Source organism: Desulfuromonas soudanensis (assembly GCF_001278055.1).
Classification (GTDB): domain Bacteria; phylum Desulfobacterota; class Desulfuromonadia; order Desulfuromonadales; family WTL; genus Deferrimonas; species Deferrimonas soudanensis.
Genome location: NZ_CP010802.1, coordinates 3,154,695 through 3,175,393 on the forward strand (window position 1 = coordinate 3,154,695; position 20,699 = coordinate 3,175,393).

Consider the following 20,699-nt stretch of genomic DNA (forward strand, 5'->3'; position numbering starts at 1 on the left):
AGGGAACAATAGAAAACAGGTTCAGGGAACACTTGGGATCGCGTCTATAAATTTCATTATCTATCGAGTAGACCGGTTTTCATTTCATATCATGAAGTTATCCTTTGAGTTACCCCATGACTCTCCTCTACTGGTGGGGACATTGATTAGTCAACTAAGTGCCGAGCTAATCAACTATTCACCACCGTCCCCCTCGCCACAGCTCATCAAACTGATTCATCAATCGGTCTGGTGCTTTTACATTCAGGTAACCGGAACACCCCAGAAACTGCGAACCTGCATTCTTCCCCTGCTTTGCCGTGCGCAGCACCAACGGCTTGCTGCAGAGCGGGCAGGCTGGGAGCGCTGGTTTTTCATCCGACGGATCGGTCGGATAATTGCGTCTTTTGACCCGTGCCGCTGCCAACTGTTCGCTGTAGCCACCGTCGTTGACAAAAGAACGCTCCAGTCCGGCAATCTGCTGGTCCAGCAAATAATTGGCCTGGTGGATCAGGCAGATGAGCGCGTTGGCGAAAACTGCGGGGTCAGAATGCCTCAACCAGGCGGCGTAGGCTGCAACATCCGACCGATTAGTCGGATCTTTTTCCAACCTTTTCCCGACCTCCCGCACCGCTTTTGCCTCTGCGTCATCTTTTGTCCACTGCCGCTTGCCGCGCTGCCGCAGAAAATCTTCGTAGTCCAGCAAAAGTTCATCCAGACTGGCACGGGCAACGTTCACCAGGCGCAGCTCGGTCTGGCTGGAGGTCGCCGCCACCCGGCTTCCTTTCCCCCTCTCCCCTCTCCCCTCTTCCTTCTTTCGCCCGAGAAATTTCCTCCCCTGCCGATTGCCTAGCTCTCCCCCCCTGTTAATCTTGGATTAACAGTCGGAGGGTTATGGAATTAGCCGATTACGATCCCCTGCAGGGGAAAAGATTGCAGGTCCTCGATCCGGAAGGGAATGCCGATCCGGCGCTTCTCCCTGCCTTGGATGAGGAGGTGCTGTGCCTTATTTTCCGCCGGATGCTGGCGGCGCGCCTGGTGGATCGCACCTGCCTCACCCTGCAGCGGGAGGGGCGCATGGGGACCTATCCGCCGGTGGAGGGGCAGGAGGCCTGCCAGGTGGGGAGCGTTCTGGCGCTGAGCGAAACAGACTGGATCGTCCCTTCCTTTCGCGAGCTGGCGGCGGCCCTGGTCCGCGGCGTCCCCCTCGAACGAATTTTCCTCTACTGGATGGGGCACGAAGAAGGCAGCCGCATCCCGAAGTCGCTGCGTTTCCTCCCCGTGGCGATTCCCGTCGGGACGCACATTCTCCATGCCACCGGCCTGGCCATGGGCATTTCCTACCGCCGGGAGAAGGACGCGGTCCTCTGCTTTTTCGGCGATGGCGCCACCAGCGAGGGGGATTTCCACGAGGCGCTCACCTTTGCCGGCGTCAGCAAGGCGCCGGCCATCTTCTTCTGCCAGAACAACGCCTGGGCCATTTCCGTCCCCCGCAAGGCCCAGTGCGCGGCCACCGCCCTGGCCGCCAAGGGGGTGGGGTACGGCATCCCCGGAGTGCAGATCGACGGCAACGATCCCCTTGCCGCCTACCTGGCCACGGAGGCGGCCCTGAGGCGCGCCCGCGCCGGGGAGGGGCCGACCCTCATCGAGGCGATCACCTACCGCCTCGGCCCCCATACCACCTCCGACGATCCCGGCCGCTACCGCAGCGCCGAGGAGGTGGAGCGGATGCGTCCCCTCGAGCCGCTGGTGCGCTACCGCCTCTTTCTCCAGGGGCGAGGGCTGTGGAGCGAGGCCTGGGAGGCGGAGATCACCGCCGACATCGAGAAGTGGATCGCCGAAAGTATTCAAAAGGCGGAAGCCTTCCCGGACCCCGCCCCGGAAGATATCTTCGATTACATGTTCGCCGAGCTGCCGCCGCACCTCGCCCGGCAGAAAGCCTCTCTCCTCTCCAGCCTGCAGGAGGAATGAATTGCCGAGCCTGAACCTGGTGGAAGCGATCAATCTGGCGCTGCGGGAGGAGTTGGCCCGGGACCCGGACGTCCTCCTCCTCGGCGAGGACGTGGGACTCGAGGGGGGCGTCTTCCGGGTCACCGAAGGACTGCAGCAGGCCTTCGGAGCCGGGCGCATCATCGACACGCCGCTGGCTGAATCGGGGATCGTCGGGGTGGCTCTCGGGTTGGCCCTCCTCGGTCTGCGGCCGGTGGCGGAGATCCAGTTCATGGGGTTTCTCCCCCCGGCCCTCGACCAGATCATCTCCCATGTCGGGCGCTATCGCCACCGCAGTCGCGGCGTCTACTCCGCCCCCCTGGTGATCCGCCTCCCCTACGGCGGCGGCATTCACGCCCCGGAGCACCACTCGGAGAGCATCGAGGCGATGCTGGTCCACACCCCGGGGATCAAGGTGGTCGTCCCGTCCTCCCCGGCCGACGCCTGCGGCCTGTTGAAGAGCGCCATCCGCGATCCCGATCCCGTCCTTTTCCTCGAGCCGAAGCGGATCTATCGCGCCGTCAGGGAGGAAGTCGCCGAAGGGATGGAGCCCATTCCCCTCGGCCGGGCCCGGCAGGTGCGCTCCGGCCGGGACCTGACGGTCATCGCCTGGGGGGCGATGGTGCGGGAGGCGCAGAAGGCCGCCGAGACGCTGGCCGCCGAAGGGGTGGAGACGGAGATCATCGATTTGCGCACCCTCTCCCCCCTCGACACCGGGGCGATTCTCGCCTCGGTCCGGCGCACCGGCCGCTGTCTGGTGGTCCACGAGGCGGCGCGCACCGCCGGCCTGGGGGCGGAGATTTCCGCCCTGGTCATGGAGGGGGCCCTGCTGCAGCTGAAGTCGCCGGTCGCCAGGATCACCGGCTTCGACACCGTCATGCCCCTCCCCCGGGGGGAGCACTTCTACCTGCCGGACGCCGGCCGGATCGTCCGGGCGGCGCGGGAGATAATGAGCTTTTGAAGTGATTTCCGTTTATCCCCTTTTCAGGAGAGCGCGCGATGTTTGAATTCAAATTTCCCGACGTCGGGGAGGGAATCGCCGAGGGCGAGATCCGCAGCTGGCTGGTCGAGGTCGGACAGACAGTGGCCGAGCATCAGGCGCTCATCGAGATGGAGACGGACAAGGCGGTGGTGGAGTTGCCGTCCCCCGTGGCGGGGGTGGTGGCCGAGCTGCGCGGCGAGGTCGGGGAGGTGGTCGCGGTGGGGACGGTGCTGGCGCTCATCGAAGAGAGCCGGCCGGCGGTCACGGAGAAGGGGGAGCCCTTTGCCGCCGGGGTGGTCGGCGAGCTCGAAGAGGCGACGGAGAGCGGGCCCGACCACGGGGGGGACGCGGAGACGCCGCCCGTTCTCCCTCGCGACCGCAAACTGGCCGCAGAGCTGGGCGTCGACCTGGGGCAGCTTCGCGGCCGCGCCTCGCAGGAGAGGATTACCGAAGAGGAGATCCGGGCGAAGGCCGGGGAAAAGGAAAAAGGCCAGGAGGCCGAGCGGATCCCCCTGCGGGGGGTGCGCCGGACCATGGCCAGGACGATGGCCGCTTCGGCGGCGAGAGCCGTCCACGTCACCGTCATGGAACAGGCCGACGCCCTCGCCCTGCGCCGTCTGCGCGAGCGCGAACATGCCCTTGCCGCCGAGCGCGGTATCCGCCTGACCTGGCTCCCCTTCATCGTCAAGGCCCTCACGCTGGTGCTGGAGCGCTTTCCCCTGCTCAACAGCACCCTAGATCAGGACAGGGGCGAAATCATCCTGCACCGGCAGGTCCACATCGGGTTTGCCGTCGACACCCCGGACGGACTCCTCGTGCCGGTGGTGCGCAACACCCGGCAATTGAGCATCCTCGAGCTGGCCGCCGCCCTGCAGGACCTGGCGCTGCGGGCCCGGGAGCGCAAAATCGGCCCAGGCGAACTGAAGGGAGGGACGTTCACGATCAGCAACTACGGCGCCCTCGGCGGCATCTGGGGAACGCCGATCATCAATCCGCCGGAGGCGGCGATCCTCGGCATCGGGCGGATCGATGAGGTGCCGGTGGTCCGGGACGGGGAGGTGGTGGCGCGCCCCGTCGTCCCCCTCTCTCTGACTTTCGACCACCGGATCATCGACGGGGCCACCGCCCACCGCTTCCTCAACGCCCTGATCGAATACATCGAGAATCCGGATCTTATTCTGCTTGAAACTTGAAGCGGGGGGAGAAGGGAGAATAAAGGCGTCGAACCCCCTGCTCAGGCGGGGACGAAATAGACGTCCGTTGCCTTAAATTTGCTGTTGCGCAGAAAGCGCGCCCGCACCGGCATGCCGATGGAGACTTCGTCTCCTTCGGCGCCGAGGAGGCGGGAGAGGAAGAGGGTGTCGACGCCGTCGAACTCGACGAGAACGAGGGTGAAGGGGGTCTCCTTGAGAAAAGCCTCGCCGCCGAAGTGACAGGTGGTGTAGGTGTGCACCCGCCCCGATTGCGGCAGCTCGACCCATTCCGTCGCCCCGCCGCATTCCATGCAGTGACCGCGCGGCGTGGCGTAGGTGATCGCGCAGGCCCCACAACGGCTCCCGAGGAGCTTCCGATTGGCCAGCCCGGCAAAAAAAGGAGAATCCTGGGCATAGGAGTGGAGGTAATCGACCTCATAGTGGTGTTTGATGATGATCGGGTCGGTTTTGAAGAGAACTGTTCCCTCTTCCGTTTCCGGCAGCTTTATGTTTTTATCCACATGGGCACCTCTTTATCTGGAGAAGAACACAGAATGTAGAATACAGAATACAGAAGTTTGACAACCCGAAGCTGTTCTCCTCAATTCTACCTTCTCCCTTCTCCCTTCTATATTCTATATTCTGCCCCTCAACCCCTCTCCAGAATCGACACCGTAACATACGTCCCCGTCCCGGCGTGGCTGTGGATCAGCCCCCGTTTCGGGTCGGGGAGCTGCAGGGTCGGGTCCCCCAGATGCCGGGCGATCGTCCCCTGCAGCTGCCAGAAGGCGAAGACGGCCTGCATCAGCCCCGTGGCTCCCACCGGGTGGCCGCAGGCGAGGAGGCCACCGGAGGGGTTGACGGGGAGGCGCGGCCAGCGCCCGTCGGCGGCAAATTCCAGGCCGTAGTCAAGGTTGGACAAAAAGGGCGCTCCGGAGTCGACGAAGCTCCCCCCTTCCCCGTACCGGCAGAGCCCGAGGTCTTCATAGGTCTGGATCTCGGAGGAGGTGTAGGCGTCGTGGAGTTCGACGAAGTCGAGGTCCCGGCCCGGATCGGCAATCCCTGCCATGCGGTAGGCCAGCGCCGCCGCCGTCCGCCCGCCCCGGAAGGAGTGGACCCCCGGGTATTTCAGATCGGCGTAGTCCGCTTCGTTCTCGTGGGGGAGGAGCGGGACCTTCCCGTGGGGGCGGTCGGCCATGCGCATGGCGTCGGTGCCGCAGCCGACGCCGGTGATCCTCACCGGTTGCACCCCCAGCTTCTGCGCCATCTCCTCGGAGACGAGGATCGCCACGGCGGCGCCGTCGGACATCTGGCAGCAATCGAGGATGGTGAGGGGGGTGGCGACCATGGGCGAGGAGCGGACGTCCTCGATGGTGAGCCGGCCCGGTCTCTGCGCGTAGGGGTTGTGGAGGGCGTTGACGTGGTTCTTGACCGCCACCCGGGCCATCTGCTCGACGGTGGTGCCGAACTCGTGCATGTGGCGCCGCACCATCATGGCGTAATAACCGGTGTAGAACCCGCCGACCGGGTAGTCGAAGTTGGTGTCCGAGGCCAGGGCGATGAACTCGTTCCCCTTCCAGGTGTTGACCCGGCTCATCGTCTCGAACCCCAGGGCCAGGGAGACCTCCATCCGCCCGGAGGCCACCGCTTCCCACCCCGACTGGAAGCAGAGTCCGCCCGTCGCCCCTCCCCCCTCGATGCGGCGGGACGGTTTGGGATTGAGCCCCAGGTAATCCTGGACCATCGCCCCGGCCATGAGCTGGCGGGTGAAGTGGTCGGAAAAATAGGAGCAGACGCTGCCGTCGATATCCTGCCGGCGCAGAGCCGGGACGTCCGCAAGGGCATAGTCGAAGGCTTCCTTCACCATGAGGCGGAAGTCCTTCTCCGGGAGCGCCTTGGCGAACTTGGTGATACCGCCTGCAATCATATAGACCGGCCGCATGTCAGACCCCTTCCTTCGCGGTTTTCAGCAGCTCCCGCGCGATGACCATCCGCTGGATCTCCGAAGTCCCCTCGCCGATTTCACAGAGTTTGGCCTCGCGGAAGTACCGCTCCGCCGGATAGGCCCGGGTATAGCCGGCGCCGCCGTGGATCTGGACAGCCCTGGTCGCGGCGCGCATGGCCGTCTCCGAGGCGAAGAGCTTGGCCATGGACGCCTCGCGGGTATAGGGCTCTCCGGTGTCCCTGAGATAGACGGCCCGACGGAGGAGGAGCCGGGCGGCGTCGATTTCCGTCGCCATGTCGGCGAGCATCCCCCGGATCGCCTGGAAGTCGCCGATGGGCCGTCCGAAGGCCTGGCGCTTGCGGGCGTAGGCGAGGCTCCCCTCCAGGCACCCCCGGGCGATCCCCACCGCCATGGCCGCCAGGCCGAGGCGCCCCGCGTCGAGGACCTGCATGGTCTGGGAGAACCCGCTGCCGGCCTCGCCCAGGAGCCGATCGGCGGGGACGAAGACGTCCTTGAGGAGGAGAGCCGCGGTGTCGCTGGCCCGGAAACCGAGCTTGTCGATGTTCTTTCCTCGCCTGAGCCCGGGGGAATCTCCGGCGACGATAAAGGCGCAGATCCCCCGGGCCCGCCGGGAAGGATCGGTGGAGGCCATGACGACCAGTATTTCTGCCCGGGAGCCGTTGGTGATCAGGTACTTGTTCCCCGTCATGCGCCAGCCGCCGTCGGCGGGGAGAGCCTCGGCCTGAAGGGCGGCGGCATCGCTTCCAGCGCCCGGTTCGGTGAGCGCCCAGGCGCCGAGCGCCTCTCCCCTGGCCAGGGGGGAGAGAAACTGCCGCTTTTGTTCCTCGGAACCAAAGGCGAAGATATGGGAGGCGCAGAGATTGTGGGCGAGGAGGGTGATGGCGGCCGAGGCATCGATGCGGGACAACTCCTCGACGACCAGGGTGTAGCTGAGGAAATCGCTTCCGGAGCCGCCGTACTCGGGGGGGAAGATCAGCCCCATCCATCCGAGCTTGCCGATCTTTTCCATGGCCTCCCGGGGGAATTCCCCGGTGCTATCCCGGCGGTCGGCCCCCGGAGAAAGTTCCGCCTCGGCAAAGTCCCTGACTCTCTGCCGCAAAACGAGCTGTTCTTCCGTGAGGGCAAAATCCATGAGCCGTCTCCTGCAGGCAGGCCTTACGAAAAGACTATAGAAGCGTTTCCCGGTCTGTCAAAAAGACCCCCGGCCCGGGCCATACAAAGAAACGGAGGAGGGGAAATTTTCGGGGGGAAGGAGATCTTTCAATCTTCAGGCGTAGGTATATTCCCGGTAGCGCATGGCGTCTCTGACCCGCTCGCGAGCCAGACGTTCGGCGGCCTCCCGCGGCAGGATCCCCTCGCTTTTCGCCTTCTCCAGAATCAGCCCCGTATTGGCGCGGATCTTCTCGCCGATGGCGGCAAAGGCCTCCGCCTCGGTCCGACGGGCGTATTCCATGGCGGCCATGATCAGACCGCCGGCATTGGCGATGAAGTCGGGAACGATCAGCACCCCCCGCTCCGCGAGGATTCCCTCCGCCCGCGCCGTCGCCGGGATGTTGGCCCCCTCGAGGATGAGGCGGGCCCTGATCTCGCCGGCGTTCCCCTCGTGGATGACGTCCGGGGTGGCGGCCGGAATGAGGATGTCGCAGTCCACCTTGAAGATATCTTCTCCCGGCAGGACCTTCCCTTCCCCGCAGGCCGTGACCGTCCCCTCCCCTTCCTTGGCGGCAAGGAGTTTTTCCACAGACAGTCCGCCCGGGCTGTACAGGGTTCCCCGCGAGTCGCTGACCGCGACAAGGACCGCTCCCCGGGCGGCGAGAAATCGGGCCGCGGCCCTGCCGACGCTGCCGAAGCCCTGGATCGCGACCCGCGTCCCGGAAAGTTTCAGACCGGCATGCCCGCAGGCGATTTCGGCGCATGCGGCCAGACCGAAGCCGGTGGCGCCGAGCTTGTCGAGGGGGAGCCCGCCGATTTCCTCGGGGAGCCCGGCCACGCGGCCGATTTCGTCATAAATCCAGGCCATGGACTCTTCGTGACACCCCATGTCGGGTGCCGGGATGTATTCGTTCAGATCACCGATCATGCGGGCAAAGACCCGGAAGATCCGCTCCAGGTTCGGATCCTTCGGATCGGCGATGATCCCTGCCTTCCCGCCGCCGTGGGGGAGGTCGGCGAGGGCGCTCTTGAAGGTCATGGTCCGCGCCAGGCGGTAGACCTCCTCGATGTCCACATCCTTCGAGACCCGCACCCCGCCGATGGCCGGTCCGCGGGCCGTGTTGTCGACCACCACCACCGCCCGGAAGGGGACTTGCGGGGCGTAGAGTTGCAGGATCTTGGCGGGTCCGATGTCATCGAAGGGGATCTTCATGTGTTCATTGTAGCGCACTTGTTCCGGCGTGCAGCCGTAAGCGGAGCTTTTCAGGGGCCTCTCCCTGACCTCCGAGCGCCGTCGAGGTTCCCTCCCCCTCTCCTCCCTCCGTCACAAACAATGAGGCCGGCTCCCGAAGGAGCCGGCCTCATTTGGCCTTTCCATTAAAAATATGCCGGGTCGTGCCGGATCAGGTCCTTTCCCGGCGGTGGAAGAGGAGATAAAGGATCGGCAGCAGGAAGAGGGTCAAAAGCGTCGAGGTGAAGACCCCGCCGACGACGACGGTGGCCAGGGGGCGCTGCACTTCGGCGCCGACCCCGACGGAGAGAGCCATGGGGAGAAAACCGACGGCGTCGGTCACCGCCGTGGCCAGCACCGGAACGAGGCGCTGTTTGGCGGCGCCGGTGACCGCCTCGAGGAGGGGGAGCCCCTCGTCGAGAAGCCCGCGGATGGCCGAAACGAGCATCTGCCCGTTGAGCACGGCGATCCCCGAGAGGGCGATGAAACCGATGGCGGCGCTGACGCTGAAGGGGATCCCCCGCAGATAAAGGGCGACGATGCCGCCGATGGCCGCCAGAGGGATGCCGGTATAGATGATCAGCACGTCGCGCAGGCGCTTGAGGCTGAAGTAGAGGAGGAGGAAGATCAGCAGCAGCGTCAGCGGCACCACCAGCATCAGCCGGTGCTGGGAGCGCTGCAGGTTCTCGAACTGTCCTCCCCATTCCATGAGGTACCCTTCCGGCAGGCGGACCCCGGCGGAAACCTTCGCCTGCGCCTCGGCGACAAAGGAGGCGATATCCCGGTCGCGGACGTTGACGCTGACCTTGATCAGGCGCCGCCCCCATTCGCGGTTGATGGTCGAGGGACGATCGACCTGGCGCACCTCGGCCAGATCCCTGAGGGGGAGGATCGCTCCGCTTGCCGTGGAAATCAGGGTATCGGCCAAGGCCTCGGGATCCTGGCGCTGGGCGTCGGGGAGGCGCAGCACCAGGGGGAAGGAGCGCTCCCCCTCGAAGACCTCGCCGACCTTCGGCGTGCCGACGGCGGCGATCACGTCGAGGACTTCCCGGGCGGCCACACCGTGACGGGCGAGGGCCTTGCGGTCGATGGCGATCTGCAGGGTCGGCTGGCCGGTGATCGGCTCGACGGCGACATCGGAGGCGCCGGGTATCCCCGAGAGGAGATGCTCCACCTCCTCGCCCAGAGCCTCGAGGCGATCGAATTTATCGCCGTAAATCTTGATGCCGACATCGCCGCGAATCCCCGAGAGCATCTCGTTGACCCGCAATTCGATGGGCTGGGAGAGGACGATGCGGATGCCGGGGAGACCGTGCAGAGCCTCTTCCACCTCGGAGGTCAGCTCGGCCTGGCTTTCGGCCCTGGTCCATTGATCGCGCGGATGGAGGGTCAAAAAGATGTCCGTGAGTTCGGTGCCCATGGGGTCGGTGGCCACCTCGGCGCTCCCCAGGCGGCTCCAGATGTGGGAAATCTCGTCGGGGAACTCCTGTAGCAGAAGTCTTTCCATCTGGGTGTTGTAGGCAACGGACTCCTCGACGGAGACTCCGGCCAGTCGCACCACGGAGACGACCAGGGCGCCCTCGGAGAGGCGCGGCAGAAACTCGCCGCCGAGACGAAAACCGAGGAAGGTTGCACCCAGGAGAACGACCAAGACCACGGCGAGAAAGAGCCGGCGCCATTCCAGGACCCTTTGCAGCAACCCCCCGTAAAATCGCTTCAGCCAGCCATCGACCCGCCGTTCATGAAGGGAGAGTTTTTTTGGCAAAAAGTGGAAGGAGAGGACCGGAGAAAGGAAGACGGCAACCAGCAGGGCCCCGACCAGGGCAAAGATGAAGGTCCAGGCCATCGGCTTGAACATCTTCCCCTCGATCCCTTCGAGGGTGAGAACCGGCAGGAAAACCAGGACGATGATCCCCATGCCGAAGACGATCGGCCGCACCACCTCCTGGCTGGAGGAGAGGATGGTATCGAAGCGTTCTGCGACGCTCAAGGGGCGCTGCAGCTGCATCTGCCGTTCGGTCAGGCGGCGCAGGTTGGCCTCGGTCATGACCACCGAGCCGTCGACGAGGATGCCGAAATCGATGGCCCCCAAGGAAAGAAGGCTGGCGGCGATCCCCATCTCATGCATCCCCAGGGCGGCAAAGAGCATGGCCATGGGGATGGTGGCGGCGACCAGCAAACCGGCGCGCAGATTGCCGAGAAGAAGGAAGAGAACGGCAATGACCAGGATCGCCCCGGCCACCAGGTTGTGCTTGACGGTTTCGATGATCCGGTCGACCAGTTCCGTACGGTCGTAGACGATCTCCAGCAGGACATCTTCGGGTAGAGCTGTTTTCACCCTCTCCAGGGCCGCCTTGAGGGCGCCGGTCACCTCGCGGCTGTTTTCCCCCATGAGCATGAAGCCGAGGCCGAGAACCGCCTCCCCCTTGCCGCCGGCGGAGACGGCGCCGCGGCGCAGTTCGTGACCGATGGCGACCTCGGCGACATCGCGGATCAGCACCGGGACCCCCTGGTGGGCGACGACGACGATGTCGGCGATCTCCTGCACCGAGGAGACCCGTCCCAAGCCGTGCACCAGCAGCGTCTGTCCGCCGGTCACCACCTGGCCGCCGCCGACGTTGGCGTTGTTGGCGCGCAGGGCCGTGGCGACCGCCTCGTAGGTCAGGCCGTACTTGATGAGCGCCTCGGGGGCGACGATGACGTGAAACTGCTTCTCCAGCCCCCCCCAGGAATTGACTTCGGCCACTCCGGGGACCTTGCGGAGCTGCGGCTTGACCACCCAGTCGTGAAGGGTGCGCAGTTCGCTCAACGTTCGATTGGGGTTCTCGGAACGCAGCACGTAATGAAAGACCTCGCCGAGTCCGGTGGAAATCGGCCCCAGCTCGGGGCGGGCGATCCCCTCGGGGAGTTCGACGCCGGCCAGCCTCTCCATGATCAGCTGGCGGGAATCGAGGATCGCCATCTCGTCCTCGAAGATGGCGACCACCTGGGAGAGCCCGAATTTGGAGATGGAGCGCACCTGGATCAGCCCCGGCAGGCCGGATACGGCCAGTTCCACCGGCAACGAGAGCTGGGTTTCGATTTCCTCCGGCCCCAGGGACGGGGCGATGGTGTTGATCTGCACCTGCACCGGCGTCGTGTCGGGAAAGGCATCGACGGGGAGGTTCACAAGCGCCCAGAGACCGGCGGCGAAGGCGACGAGAAAAAGGAGGACGACGAGCAGGCGGTTGCGCAGGGCGGCCGCTATCATTTTTTCCAGCATCATCCCCCCCTAGTGATCGGCACAGGACGCGCCGAGGCGCGCCTTGAGAACTTCAGATTTCAGAGCAAACCCCTGACTGGAAACGACCTCCTCGCCGGGGGAGAGACCGGCGAGAATCGCCACCATCCCCTCCGCCTGGGCGCCGGCCGTCACCCGACGCAGCTCGAAGAGATCCGGTTCCAGCTGGACGAAGACAAAGGGGAGGCCGTCGATGCTCTGGAGGGCATCGACGGGAAGGGCGAGGGACTGGGCCTGATCGTCTGCCAGCAGGGCCACCTTGCCGAACATCCCCACCTTCAGCCGATGCCCCGGATTTGCCACCTCGGCCAGCGCCTTGAGGCTCCGGGTCCGTTCGTCGACGGCTGCCCCGACCTGAAAAATCCGCCCGGAAAATATTTCTCCGGGGAGCCCCTTGAAACGAGCCTGAACCTCTATTCCGACCTCGGCCTGAGAAATTTGCGATTCGGACAGGGACAGCTCGACCCACAGGAGATCGAGATCGGCCAGGGTAAAAAGGGGCGTACCCGGCGCCACCGCTTCACCGACTGCCGTGTTCATCTCCACGATCGTGCCGGCAAAGGGCGCCCGCAGGGGGACGACAGCGCTGCCGTCCCCGCCGTCCACGAGCTGCAGGAGATCGGCCGGGGAGAGTCCGAAGTTCAGCAGCTGCTGGCGAAACTGCCCCGAGGCGCTTCGTGCCGCCCGCTGCTCCGCCTCGGCTTCCTGAAATGCCCTGCGGGAGGTGATCCCCCGCTGCAGAAGAAGTTCTTCCTGCCGATAGGTCGCCTCCGTCTGAGCTTCTCGTGCCCGGGCCGCCAGGAACTGGGACTTCAGGGCGGCGATCTCCGGCATGGCGATCTCGGCGACAATCTCTCCCCTGGCCACCGGGGCGCCGGTCCGGACCCGGACCCGCCGGACAACGCCGCTTGCCAGGGGGGTGATGCGGGCGAGGCGGCCGCGGTTGAACGCCACCCGCCCGGGGATGGCCGATCCTTCGCCCGGGAAAAGGGTCTGCACCCGGCTGAGGGTGACGCCGGCCCTGGCCGCCGCATCCGCGGCGGCCAGTCGGACCTTCATCCCCTGGCCGGGGAGAAGCTCCCCGATCCGGCCCCCCTGGCAGAGGGCGTCTTCGGCTTCGAAGACACGGTGTTCCGGGCAGAATTCCTCCTCCCCCGGATCACCGTGATCGTGCCCGGCATGGGGATCGACTTCTCCGGCATGAGTTTCGTGGTCCTCGTCTTCAAAGAGACTGTCAACCTCCTCGCCGGGATGGGGCGCCGCCGCTTTTTCCGAACCATGATCGTGCCCGGCGTGGGGGTCGTCGATGGCGGCAACGGCCGCGGCCGGGGGATCGGCCCGGAGGACGCCCCAGGCCAAACCGGCAACGATCAGGGCGGTGACGATGGACGTGGCAAGAATCCGTATATTCATGACTGACCTCGTTTATTTTCGGTGAAAGCTAAAAGATCGTCCTGCGCCCAGAGTTTATCTCCGAGCAGACGCTCGAGTTCCGAAACCGCTCCGTGATAGGCACAGAGGGCGTCGATGTAGCGACTTTTGGCCGCAAAGAGGGTCCGTTCGGCATCGAGGACCTCGAGAAAGCCGAACTTGCCGGCCTGATACCCGAAGGTCACGGCATCGAAAATATTCCGGGCTGCCGGCAGAATCTCGTCGCGGAGGATGGCCGCCTCTCCATGGGCCGTGCGCAGTTTTTGCAAGCCGGCGGTTAGTTCGGCGGCTAACCGAAGCTGGGCGCCCCGGGCCGCTTCCTCGGCCTTGGCCCGGCGGGAGCGCGCCGCTGCGACCGCCCCCTGGTTGCGGTCGAATATCGGCAGGGGAAAGGCGATGGCGGCCACCGCACCGTTGTCCCCCGTATCGCCGTCGTTTCGGGCGCCGAGGCTCAGGGTGATGTCGGGAATCCCCCTGGACCGTTCCAGAGCCAGAACGCCGGCGGCCCGCCTCGCCTCCCTTTGCCGCAAGGCCGCCACCGGGCTCTCTTCGAGCCTGGCCGCCAGCTCCGGAAAGTCGGGGAGCGCGCGGTCCACCTCAAGGGTCCCGCGGACGGAGGTGAAATCGACGGTGTCCCTTCCCCAGCCCGTGGCCAGGAGGAGCCGCGCCACGGACAATTCCTCGAGGGCCCTCTCCCGGCGAAGGTTCCCCTCGGCGACCAGGGTTTGAAACCGGACCCCCTCGAGGGCCGCGGTTTCTCCGGCGCCGATCCGCTCTTCGACGGTCTGCAGCACCTTCCGGGAGAGGTCGAGCTGTTCCTCGGCCAGAGCGAGTCTCTTTTGCGCCGCCAGAACGGCGACGAATCGGTCGCGGGTTTCGGCGCAGACCTCGGCCCGGGCGACGGCATACTCGCCCTCAGCCAGTTCCCGCTCCAGGCGACCGAGGTCCTGCCGATGCCCGCGCTTGCCGCCGAGTTCAAAAAGCTGACTGATGATGACGGTCGTCTCGGCGCTGTCGGTTCCCGAGAAGGAACCGCTGCCTGCGAAATTTTCCACCTCAAGGGCGAGCTCGGGATTGGGACGAAGACCGGCCTGGCGAATTTCGGCCTGGCGGGCGTCGACTTCCCGGGAAAAGATCCTGAGCTTCGGACTTTGCTCCAGGGTTTTCTGCAGCGCCTCCTCGAAGGTCAGGGGCGACGACGGGGCGGTATTTCCTTGTATTGCTGCCATTGGCTCCGCGTCGACGGGCCGACGGAGGGGAGCTGTCGAACGTTGCGCATCAGAGGACCAGGCAGGTACGGACAGGAACAGCAGCCCGACCCCGAACAGGGTCCCGAAAGCAACCAGGGCCTTTTGCGGCATGGTTTGACCTCCAAGGATCAAAAAATTAATGGATTTTTGGATTAAAAACAGAAAAAACCCCGAGATTTCATGGAAATCTCCGGATGTGCGGGCAAAAGGAGGGGGGTGAATCAGGTCAGAAGGACGACCGTGCGCTGGAAAAGCAGGGTCTGCGTGATACGGGGTGGGGGTGGGGGACAGCGGTTGGGAAGAGGAACCCGGGCGAAGGAGGGGACGGCGGAAACGGCAAGGATGGCCGGAAGGTCGAGAGGGGCGGAAAGATCCCTCTGTTCCCGGGTGATCCTGCAGGTGGCCTCAAGGGAGGCAGGGATATCGAAACAGGGACCGCAATTCTCCTGCTGTGCGAAAAGGTCGGGAAACTCATCCCCCTGGCAGGGTCGATTCGGCGCATTCCCCCCCGGGGCGCAGGAAGAGCCGGCGACAGACTCGAGAGCGGCATGGCCTTCGTCCCCAAGACACCAGACATACCCCTGCACCCCGACCTGGCCGGTGAGGAGAAAGAGGAGGAGGCTGCCGATGGCAACGATATGCCGGGAAAGTTTTAATCGCATCTTTTGCAACCTACCCGAAAGACGGAAAAATTGCAACTGCCGTCGTCCCTCGCGCTCCCCCCCCTGCCGGGGAACGGCATGGATGTTGTGACATGGCGTCGATTGTGCTACCGTTCCAACTGGCGAAAACGCCCCCTCTCCCCGACCCGACAATGGCCATGATGACCAAAAACGACCTGCTGCGCGAACTCCCCGCCATCGACCGGATCCTCCATGCGCCCCCCCTGGCGGAGATGGCCGAAGACTCCCCCCACACCCTCCTTCTCGAAGCGGCCCAGGAGGCGGTGGCCGAAGTGCGCCGGGAGATTCTCGCCGGCGGTCAGGAGTGCGATCTCTCGCCGCAGGGAATCGCCCGGCGCGCCGCCGTCCTCGCCCGCACCAGGCTCGCGCCGTCGCTGCGGCCGGCAATCAACGCCACCGGCACCCTGCTGCATACCAATCTCGGCCGCGCCCCCTTGAGTGAGGCGGCCCTGGCCGCCGCGGCGGCGGTGGCCCGCGGCTATTCCAACCTCGAGTTCGACCTCGAAAGCGGCGAGCGGGGACACCGCTACACCCACATCGAGAGACTTCTCTGCCGCCTGACCGGCGCCGAGGCGGCAACGGTGGTCAACAACAACGCCGGCGCCGTCCTCCTCGCCCTCACCGCCCTGGGCAGGAACAGGGAGGCCATCGTCTCCCGCGGCGAACTGGTGGAGATCGGCGGCGCCTTCCGCATTCCCGACGTCATGGCCGCCGGCGGGGTGCGGCTGCGCGAGGTCGGCACCACCAACAAGACCCACCTTTCCGACTACCGGGAGGCGATCGGCGAAGAGACCGCGCTCCTCCTCAAGGTCCATACCAGCAACTACCGCATCGTCGGTTTCACCTCCTCAGTCTCCGCCGCCGAGCTGGTCGGCCTCGGCCGCCAGCACGACATCCCCGTCATGGAAGATCTGGGGAGCGGCATGCTCCTCGACCTCTCCCCCTTCGGCCTCCCCCGGGAGCCGACGGTCGCCGAGGCGGTCTCCGCCGGGATCGACGTGGTCACCTTCAGCGGCGACAAGCTCCTCGGCGGTCCCCAGGCGGGGCTTATCGTCGGCCGCAAATCGGCCATCGAGGCGATCCGGTCCCACCCCATGGCCCGCGCCCTGCGCAGCGACAAGCTCACCCTGGCCGCCCTCGAAGCGACCCTGCGCGCCTATCTCGATCCGCAGGGGGCGCTGCGGGAGATCCCGGTACTGCGCATGCTCGCCGCCCCCGCCGAAGAGATCAGAAAGCGCTCCCTGCGCCTGTCGCGCAAGCTCCGCCGCGCCCTCGGCGAAAAAGCCGGAGTCGAGATCGTCGCCGAGCCGTCCCAGGTCGGCGGAGGCGCCCTCCCCCTGACTCTCCTCCCCGGTTACGCCGTCGCCGTCACCCCGCAGGGGATCTCCGTCGATTCCCTGGCGGCGCGCCTGCGGCTCGGCGAGGTGCCGGTGATCGGGCGGGTGCAGGAAAACCGCCTCCTCCTCAACCCGCGCACCCTGCAGGCCGGGGAAGAGGAACCCCTGGTGAGCGCCCTGTGCGCCGCCCTCAAGGAGGATCGCTCCTCAAGATGACCACCACAACCGAGCGCCATATCGTCATCGGCACCGCCGGCCACGTCGACCACGGCAAGACGGCACTGATCCGCGCCCTGACCGGGGTGGAGACCGACCGCCTGGCCGAGGAGAAGAAGAGGGGGATTTCCATCGACCTCGGCTTCGCCCCCTTTCGCCTGCCGAGCGGGGAGGTCGCCGGGGTTGTGGACGTCCCCGGCCATGAGCGCTTTATCAGCAACATGCTCGCCGGCATCGGCGGCATCGACCTGGTGCTGCTGGTCATCGACGTCGGCGAGGGTGTCATGCCCCAGACCCGGGAGCACCTGCAGATCCTCCAGCTCCTGGAAATCCCCCGGGGAATCGTCGTCCTGACCAAGTGCGACCTGGCCGAAGACGACTGGATCGACATCGTCGAGGAGGAGATCCGTGACGAGGTCGCCGGCACCTTTCTTTCCGGGGCCCCCTTCTGCCGGGTCTCCGCCCTCACCGGCGCCGGCCTTCCCGACCTTCTCTCGACTATCGAGGCCACCCTGAACATATTGCCGGCCAAGGACCCCGCCGGCCCCCTGCGCCTCCCCGTCGACCGCACCTTCTCCGTCCCCGGCTTCGGCACCGTCATCACCGGCACTCTCCTTTCGGGGACGGTGCGCCCCGGTGAAACGGTAGAAGTTCAGCCGCCGGGAGAAAAGTGCCGTGTCCGCGAGGTCCAGGTCCACGGCCGCAAGGTCGAGGCGGCCTGCGCCGGGCAGCGGGTGGCCCTCAATCTCGCCGGGCTGGAGCGTTCCGCCCTGCAGCGCGGCTCGGTGGTCGGCACCCCGGGGATCTTCGAGCAGACCGAGCGCATCGACGCCCGCCTCACCCTCCTCTCCGACGCCCCGCGCCCCCTGCACTTTCGCGATCCCGTCCATCTCTACCTCGGCACCGCCCGGGTGGTGGGGGTCATCGCCCTCCTCGACCGCGACGAACTCAAACCGGGAGAGAGCGCCATCGTCCAGATTCATCTTGACCGCCCCCTGGTCGCCCACCGCGAGGATCGCTACATCGTCCGCTCCTACTCGCCGATGACCACCATCGGCGGCGGCAAGGTTCTCGACCCGGCGCCTCTCAAGCACCGCCGCTTCCGCGCCGAAATCATGCAGGGTCTTGCCGAGCTCGAATCGGGGGAGAAGGCCTTTTTGCTGCAGAAACTCTCCGCTCTCGGCGTCGCCCGTATCAAGGACCTGGAACAGCTCTCGGGGCTGGGACGGGAGCGGATCGGCGACCATCTGGAAAAACTCCGCGACGAAGGGCGCATCATGCCCCTTGCCGAGCAGTGGGTCGACGCCGAGACCCTGGCCTCCTGGCGGCACCGGCTGATCGAGGAGACCGGACGCTTTCACGACGCCAACCCCCTGGCCCCCGGCATCCCTCACGCCACCTTGCGTGGCGTCCTCCCCGGCAATCTTGCCCCCAAGGGGTTCGATCAACTCCTGACGGAACTCATTTCCGAGGGAGAACTCGCCGGACAGGGGGAATGGCTGAAACGGCCGGATTTCGTTCCGACCCCCAGCGCCGAACAGGCCCGGGAGATCGAGCAGATCGAGGCAGCCTACAGGGAGGCGGGGTTTCTCGCCAAGAACAAGCAGGAGATGCTCGAGCGGCTCGGCCTCGACCCGGCCCGGGCCGAAACATGCCTCACCTTCCTCTTCGGCACCGGGCGCCTGGTGAAGCTTAACGAAGAGAGCTTCTTCGACGAAGCCACCTATGCCCTGGCGGTCAAGGCGCTGCGCGTCCATTTCGCTACACAGCCGACCCTCACCCTTGGCCAGTTCCGCGACACCCTCGGCAGCGCCCGCAAACCGATGCAGGCCCTTCTCGAGCACTTCGACGCCCTCAAGTACACCATGCGCAAGGGGGACGAGCGGGTGGCGTGGAAACTCCCGACGGAACCTTGATAAGCCTCACCACAGAGTCACAGAGACACCGAGGGAACCCCACGATTGCAGATCGATCTTCTCCGCGATCTCTGTGCCTCCGTGGTGAGAATCACTTTTTTGAGCGCTCATCAACCCTTGTTTGTCACAAGCTTTGCAAGTTGCTGAAAATTCCCTGAAAGGAGGTGACCCCATGACCGAGAACATCAAGCTGACCGCCCTCTCCCGCAGCAGCGGTTGAGCCGCCAAGATGGCCCCCGGGCCGCTGGCACAGGTCCTGTGTCAATTACCGAAATCTGACGACCCGAATCTTCTCTCGGCATCGATCCCCTTTGCCGACGCCGGGGTCTACCGCCTCGACGACGACCGGGCGCTGGTGCAGTCGCTCGACTTCTTCACCCCGGTCGTGAACGATCCGCGGGACTTCGGCCGCATCGCCGCCGCCAACGCCCTGTCGGATATTTACGCCATGGGAGCCAGGCCGCTGACCGCCCTCAACCTCGTCGGCTTTCCCGCCTGCCTCGACATCTCCGTGCTGACGGCGATCCTCCAGGGAGGGGCGGAAAAGGTCATGGAGGCCGGTGCCGTGATCGTCGGCGGTCACACCGTCGAAGACGACGAGCCGAAATACGGCCTTTCCGTCACCGGGCTCGTCGACCCGAGGAAGATGGTCAGCACCGTCGGGGCCCGACCCGGCGACCGCCTGATCCTCACCAAACCCCTCGGCACCGGGATCCTCACCACCGCCCTCAAGGGGGAGGTTCTCACCGACAGCGACCTCACCGAGGCGATCGCCGGCATGGCGAGTCTCAACCGCCTCGCTTCCGAGATCATGCTGGTCGTCGGCGTCTCCGCCTGCACCGACGTCACCGGCTTCGGCCTCCTCGGCCACGCCCTGGAAATGGCCGAAGCCAGCGCCGTTTGCCTGGCGCTGCAGGGAGACGCTCTCCCCCTCTACCCTCGGGTGCTGGAGATGGCGGGGCTGGGGCTGGTTCCCGCCGGCAGCTACCGCAACCGCGAATTCTATCTCCCGCACGTGGCAGGCGGCGGGAAACTCCCCGCGGCCCTGGTCGACCTCCTCGCCGATCCCCAGACCTCGGGGGGACTGCTGCTGGCGGTAACGCCGGGAAAATGCGCAGAGCTGCGCCGCAGGCTTCTTGAAGCCGGATGCGGCGCCTGGAAGATCGGCGCTGTGGAAGCCGGACCGCCGGGAAGTCTGCGACTGCTTTGAAACGGCCGGTCCAAGGCGGCATGTTTTTGGAGACCCCGGCCCCCAAAGGGTTTTCCTGAGCAACAAACCATCCCCAAGGAGACAACATGTTCGGTTTCGGAATCTGGGAGATTACCCTGCTGCTCGGTGTCGTCATCCTGTTGTTCGGTGTCGGCCCGGTAAGGGCCATGATCGGCCGGGGGCTCGACCTCCACCGCAAGGTCAACGAAACCCGGCAGGCCTTGCGCGACCCCCTCAAACTCGGTGATCTGCTGCGGGAAAAAGGGAAGAAGAAGTGATCCGCCCAGGGTTCGAACGTCCCTTCCGGACGTTTCCGACCCAAGGACGGTGTATCTGGAAAAAATATTTCCCCCACCTCACTGGACAACCGCCCTTAATCCAACTGATTAAAGCTACTTAGCTCCTTATTGAAATCAAATATCATGCCAACTCCAAAATTTAAGTAAAAATTTTATTGACACAACTTTTTTCCTGCACTATCGTCACCTAAAATTTAATCGAGAAAGATAAACGACAATACTAAACCACTCGCAAGGGTGGGGCGGAAAGCCTACAGGGTCTCATCGAGACAGCCGGGTTGCCGAAATATCACAATGATATTCGGCAATCCGGTTTTTTTATGGGCTTCTTCTGTCACGAGAAGATTGACGATAGACGATAATACTAAACCACTCGCGAGGGTGGGGCGGAAAGCCTACAGGGTCTCCTCGAGACAGCCGGGTTGCCGAAATATCACCAGGATATTCGGCAATCCGGCTTTTTCATGTCCGGAGATAAAACCCGCCGGAGCGGGAAAAAAGGAGGTGATACGGACCAGGCTCGTGCAAAACCTTGATGCAGGATCAGGAAGAAGATCTTGCTGCATGTAGTGCGCTGGAGGATCA

The 20,699-nt window shown here is 65.1% G+C and carries 16 protein-coding genes and 2 riboswitches; of the genes, 7 read left to right on the forward strand and 9 right to left on the reverse strand.

Annotated elements, in window-relative coordinates; all coding sequences use genetic code 11:
* Positions 1–178 precede the first annotated feature (178 nt).
* Complete coding sequence (locus DSOUD_RS14165) at positions 179–754, reverse strand: four helix bundle suffix domain-containing protein (protein ID WP_053551619.1); 576 nt, start codon at positions 752–754, stop codon at positions 179–181.
* Between the two features lie 119 nt (positions 755–873).
* On the opposite strand from DSOUD_RS14165, the gene pdhA reads away from it, so the two are divergent.
* The 3 genes from pdhA to DSOUD_RS14180 are packed head-to-tail and all read left to right on the forward strand — an operon-like array spanning position 874 to position 4,143.
* Positions 874–1,950, forward strand: a complete 1,077-nt coding sequence (gene pdhA / locus DSOUD_RS14170; protein WP_053551620.1) for a pyruvate dehydrogenase (acetyl-transferring) E1 component subunit alpha — start codon at positions 874–876, stop codon at positions 1,948–1,950.
* 1 nt (position 1,951) lies between these two features.
* Positions 1,952–2,929: an alpha-ketoacid dehydrogenase subunit beta gene (locus tag DSOUD_RS14175; protein WP_053551621.1), complete on the forward strand. Its 978-nt coding sequence runs from the start codon at positions 1,952–1,954 to the stop codon at positions 2,927–2,929.
* A gap of 38 nt (positions 2,930–2,967) precedes the next feature.
* Positions 2,968–4,143 (forward strand): dihydrolipoamide acetyltransferase family protein, encoded by a 1,176-nt coding sequence (locus DSOUD_RS14180; protein ID WP_053551622.1) that lies wholly within the window; start codon positions 2,968–2,970, stop codon positions 4,141–4,143.
* A 41-nt stretch (positions 4,144–4,184) separates the two neighbouring features.
* Here DSOUD_RS14180 and DSOUD_RS14185 read toward each other — a convergent pair whose 3' ends face one another.
* The 8 genes from DSOUD_RS14185 to DSOUD_RS18555 all read right to left on the reverse strand — a co-directional run bounded on the left by DSOUD_RS14185 (position 4,185) and on the right by DSOUD_RS18555 (position 15,115).
* Positions 4,185–4,664 (reverse strand): Zn-ribbon domain-containing OB-fold protein, encoded by a 480-nt coding sequence (locus DSOUD_RS14185; RefSeq protein WP_053551623.1) that lies wholly within the window; start codon positions 4,662–4,664, stop codon positions 4,185–4,187.
* 128 nt (positions 4,665–4,792) lie between these two features.
* On the reverse strand, positions 4,793–6,085 hold the full coding sequence (locus DSOUD_RS14190; RefSeq protein ID WP_053551624.1) for a thiolase C-terminal domain-containing protein: 1,293 nt from the start codon (positions 6,083–6,085) through the stop codon (positions 4,793–4,795).
* Between the two features lies 1 nt (position 6,086).
* Positions 6,087–7,241 (reverse strand): acyl-CoA dehydrogenase family protein, encoded by a 1,155-nt coding sequence (locus DSOUD_RS14195; RefSeq protein ID WP_053551625.1) that lies wholly within the window; start codon positions 7,239–7,241, stop codon positions 6,087–6,089.
* A 135-nt stretch (positions 7,242–7,376) separates the two neighbouring features.
* Positions 7,377–8,474 carry a Glu/Leu/Phe/Val family dehydrogenase gene (locus tag DSOUD_RS14200; RefSeq protein WP_053551626.1) on the reverse strand — a complete coding sequence of 366 codons (1,098 nt, stop codon included), beginning with the start codon at positions 8,472–8,474 and terminating at the stop codon, positions 7,377–7,379.
* A 190-nt stretch (positions 8,475–8,664) separates the two neighbouring features.
* Complete coding sequence (locus tag DSOUD_RS14205) at positions 8,665–11,754, reverse strand: efflux RND transporter permease subunit (RefSeq protein WP_053551627.1); 3,090 nt, start codon at positions 11,752–11,754, stop codon at positions 8,665–8,667.
* A 9-nt stretch (positions 11,755–11,763) separates the two neighbouring features.
* Positions 11,764–13,185, reverse strand: coding sequence for an efflux RND transporter periplasmic adaptor subunit (locus DSOUD_RS14210; RefSeq protein WP_053551628.1), 1,422 nt, complete (start codon positions 13,183–13,185; stop codon positions 11,764–11,766).
* Positions 13,182–14,432 (reverse strand): TolC family protein, encoded by a 1,251-nt coding sequence (locus DSOUD_RS14215; protein WP_053551629.1) that lies wholly within the window; start codon positions 14,430–14,432, stop codon positions 13,182–13,184. Before DSOUD_RS14215 ends, DSOUD_RS14210 begins: the two co-directional genes overlap by 4 nt.
* A 242-nt stretch (positions 14,433–14,674) precedes the next feature.
* Positions 14,675–15,115 carry a hypothetical protein gene (locus tag DSOUD_RS18555; RefSeq protein ID WP_157671884.1) on the reverse strand — a complete coding sequence of 147 codons (441 nt, stop codon included), beginning with the start codon at positions 15,113–15,115 and terminating at the stop codon, positions 14,675–14,677.
* 92 nt (positions 15,116–15,207) lie between these two features.
* Between DSOUD_RS18555 and selA the strand changes: the two genes are divergently transcribed.
* From selA to DSOUD_RS14240, 4 genes are all read left to right on the forward strand, one after another.
* Positions 15,208–16,689 carry an L-seryl-tRNA(Sec) selenium transferase gene (gene selA / locus DSOUD_RS14225; protein ID WP_232426452.1) on the forward strand — a complete coding sequence of 494 codons (1,482 nt, stop codon included), beginning with the start codon at positions 15,208–15,210 and terminating at the stop codon, positions 16,687–16,689.
* Positions 16,686–18,605: a selenocysteine-specific translation elongation factor gene (selB, locus tag DSOUD_RS14230; protein ID WP_053551631.1), complete on the forward strand. Its 1,920-nt coding sequence runs from the start codon at positions 16,686–16,688 to the stop codon at positions 18,603–18,605. Before selA ends, selB begins: the two co-directional genes overlap by 4 nt.
* Positions 18,606–18,777: 172 nt before the next feature.
* Positions 18,778–19,815, forward strand: coding sequence for a selenide, water dikinase SelD (gene selD / locus DSOUD_RS14235; RefSeq protein ID WP_082351293.1), 1,038 nt, complete (start codon positions 18,778–18,780; stop codon positions 19,813–19,815).
* A gap of 86 nt (positions 19,816–19,901) precedes the next feature.
* Positions 19,902–20,093, forward strand: coding sequence for a Sec-independent protein translocase subunit TatA/TatB (locus DSOUD_RS14240; protein ID WP_053551633.1), 192 nt, complete (start codon positions 19,902–19,904; stop codon positions 20,091–20,093).
* A gap of 230 nt (positions 20,094–20,323) precedes the next feature.
* Positions 20,324–20,400: riboswitch (cyclic di-GMP riboswitch) on the forward strand.
* 67 nt (positions 20,401–20,467) lie between these two features.
* A riboswitch (cyclic di-GMP riboswitch) is annotated at positions 20,468–20,544 on the forward strand.
* Positions 20,545–20,699: the final 155 nt, after the last annotated feature.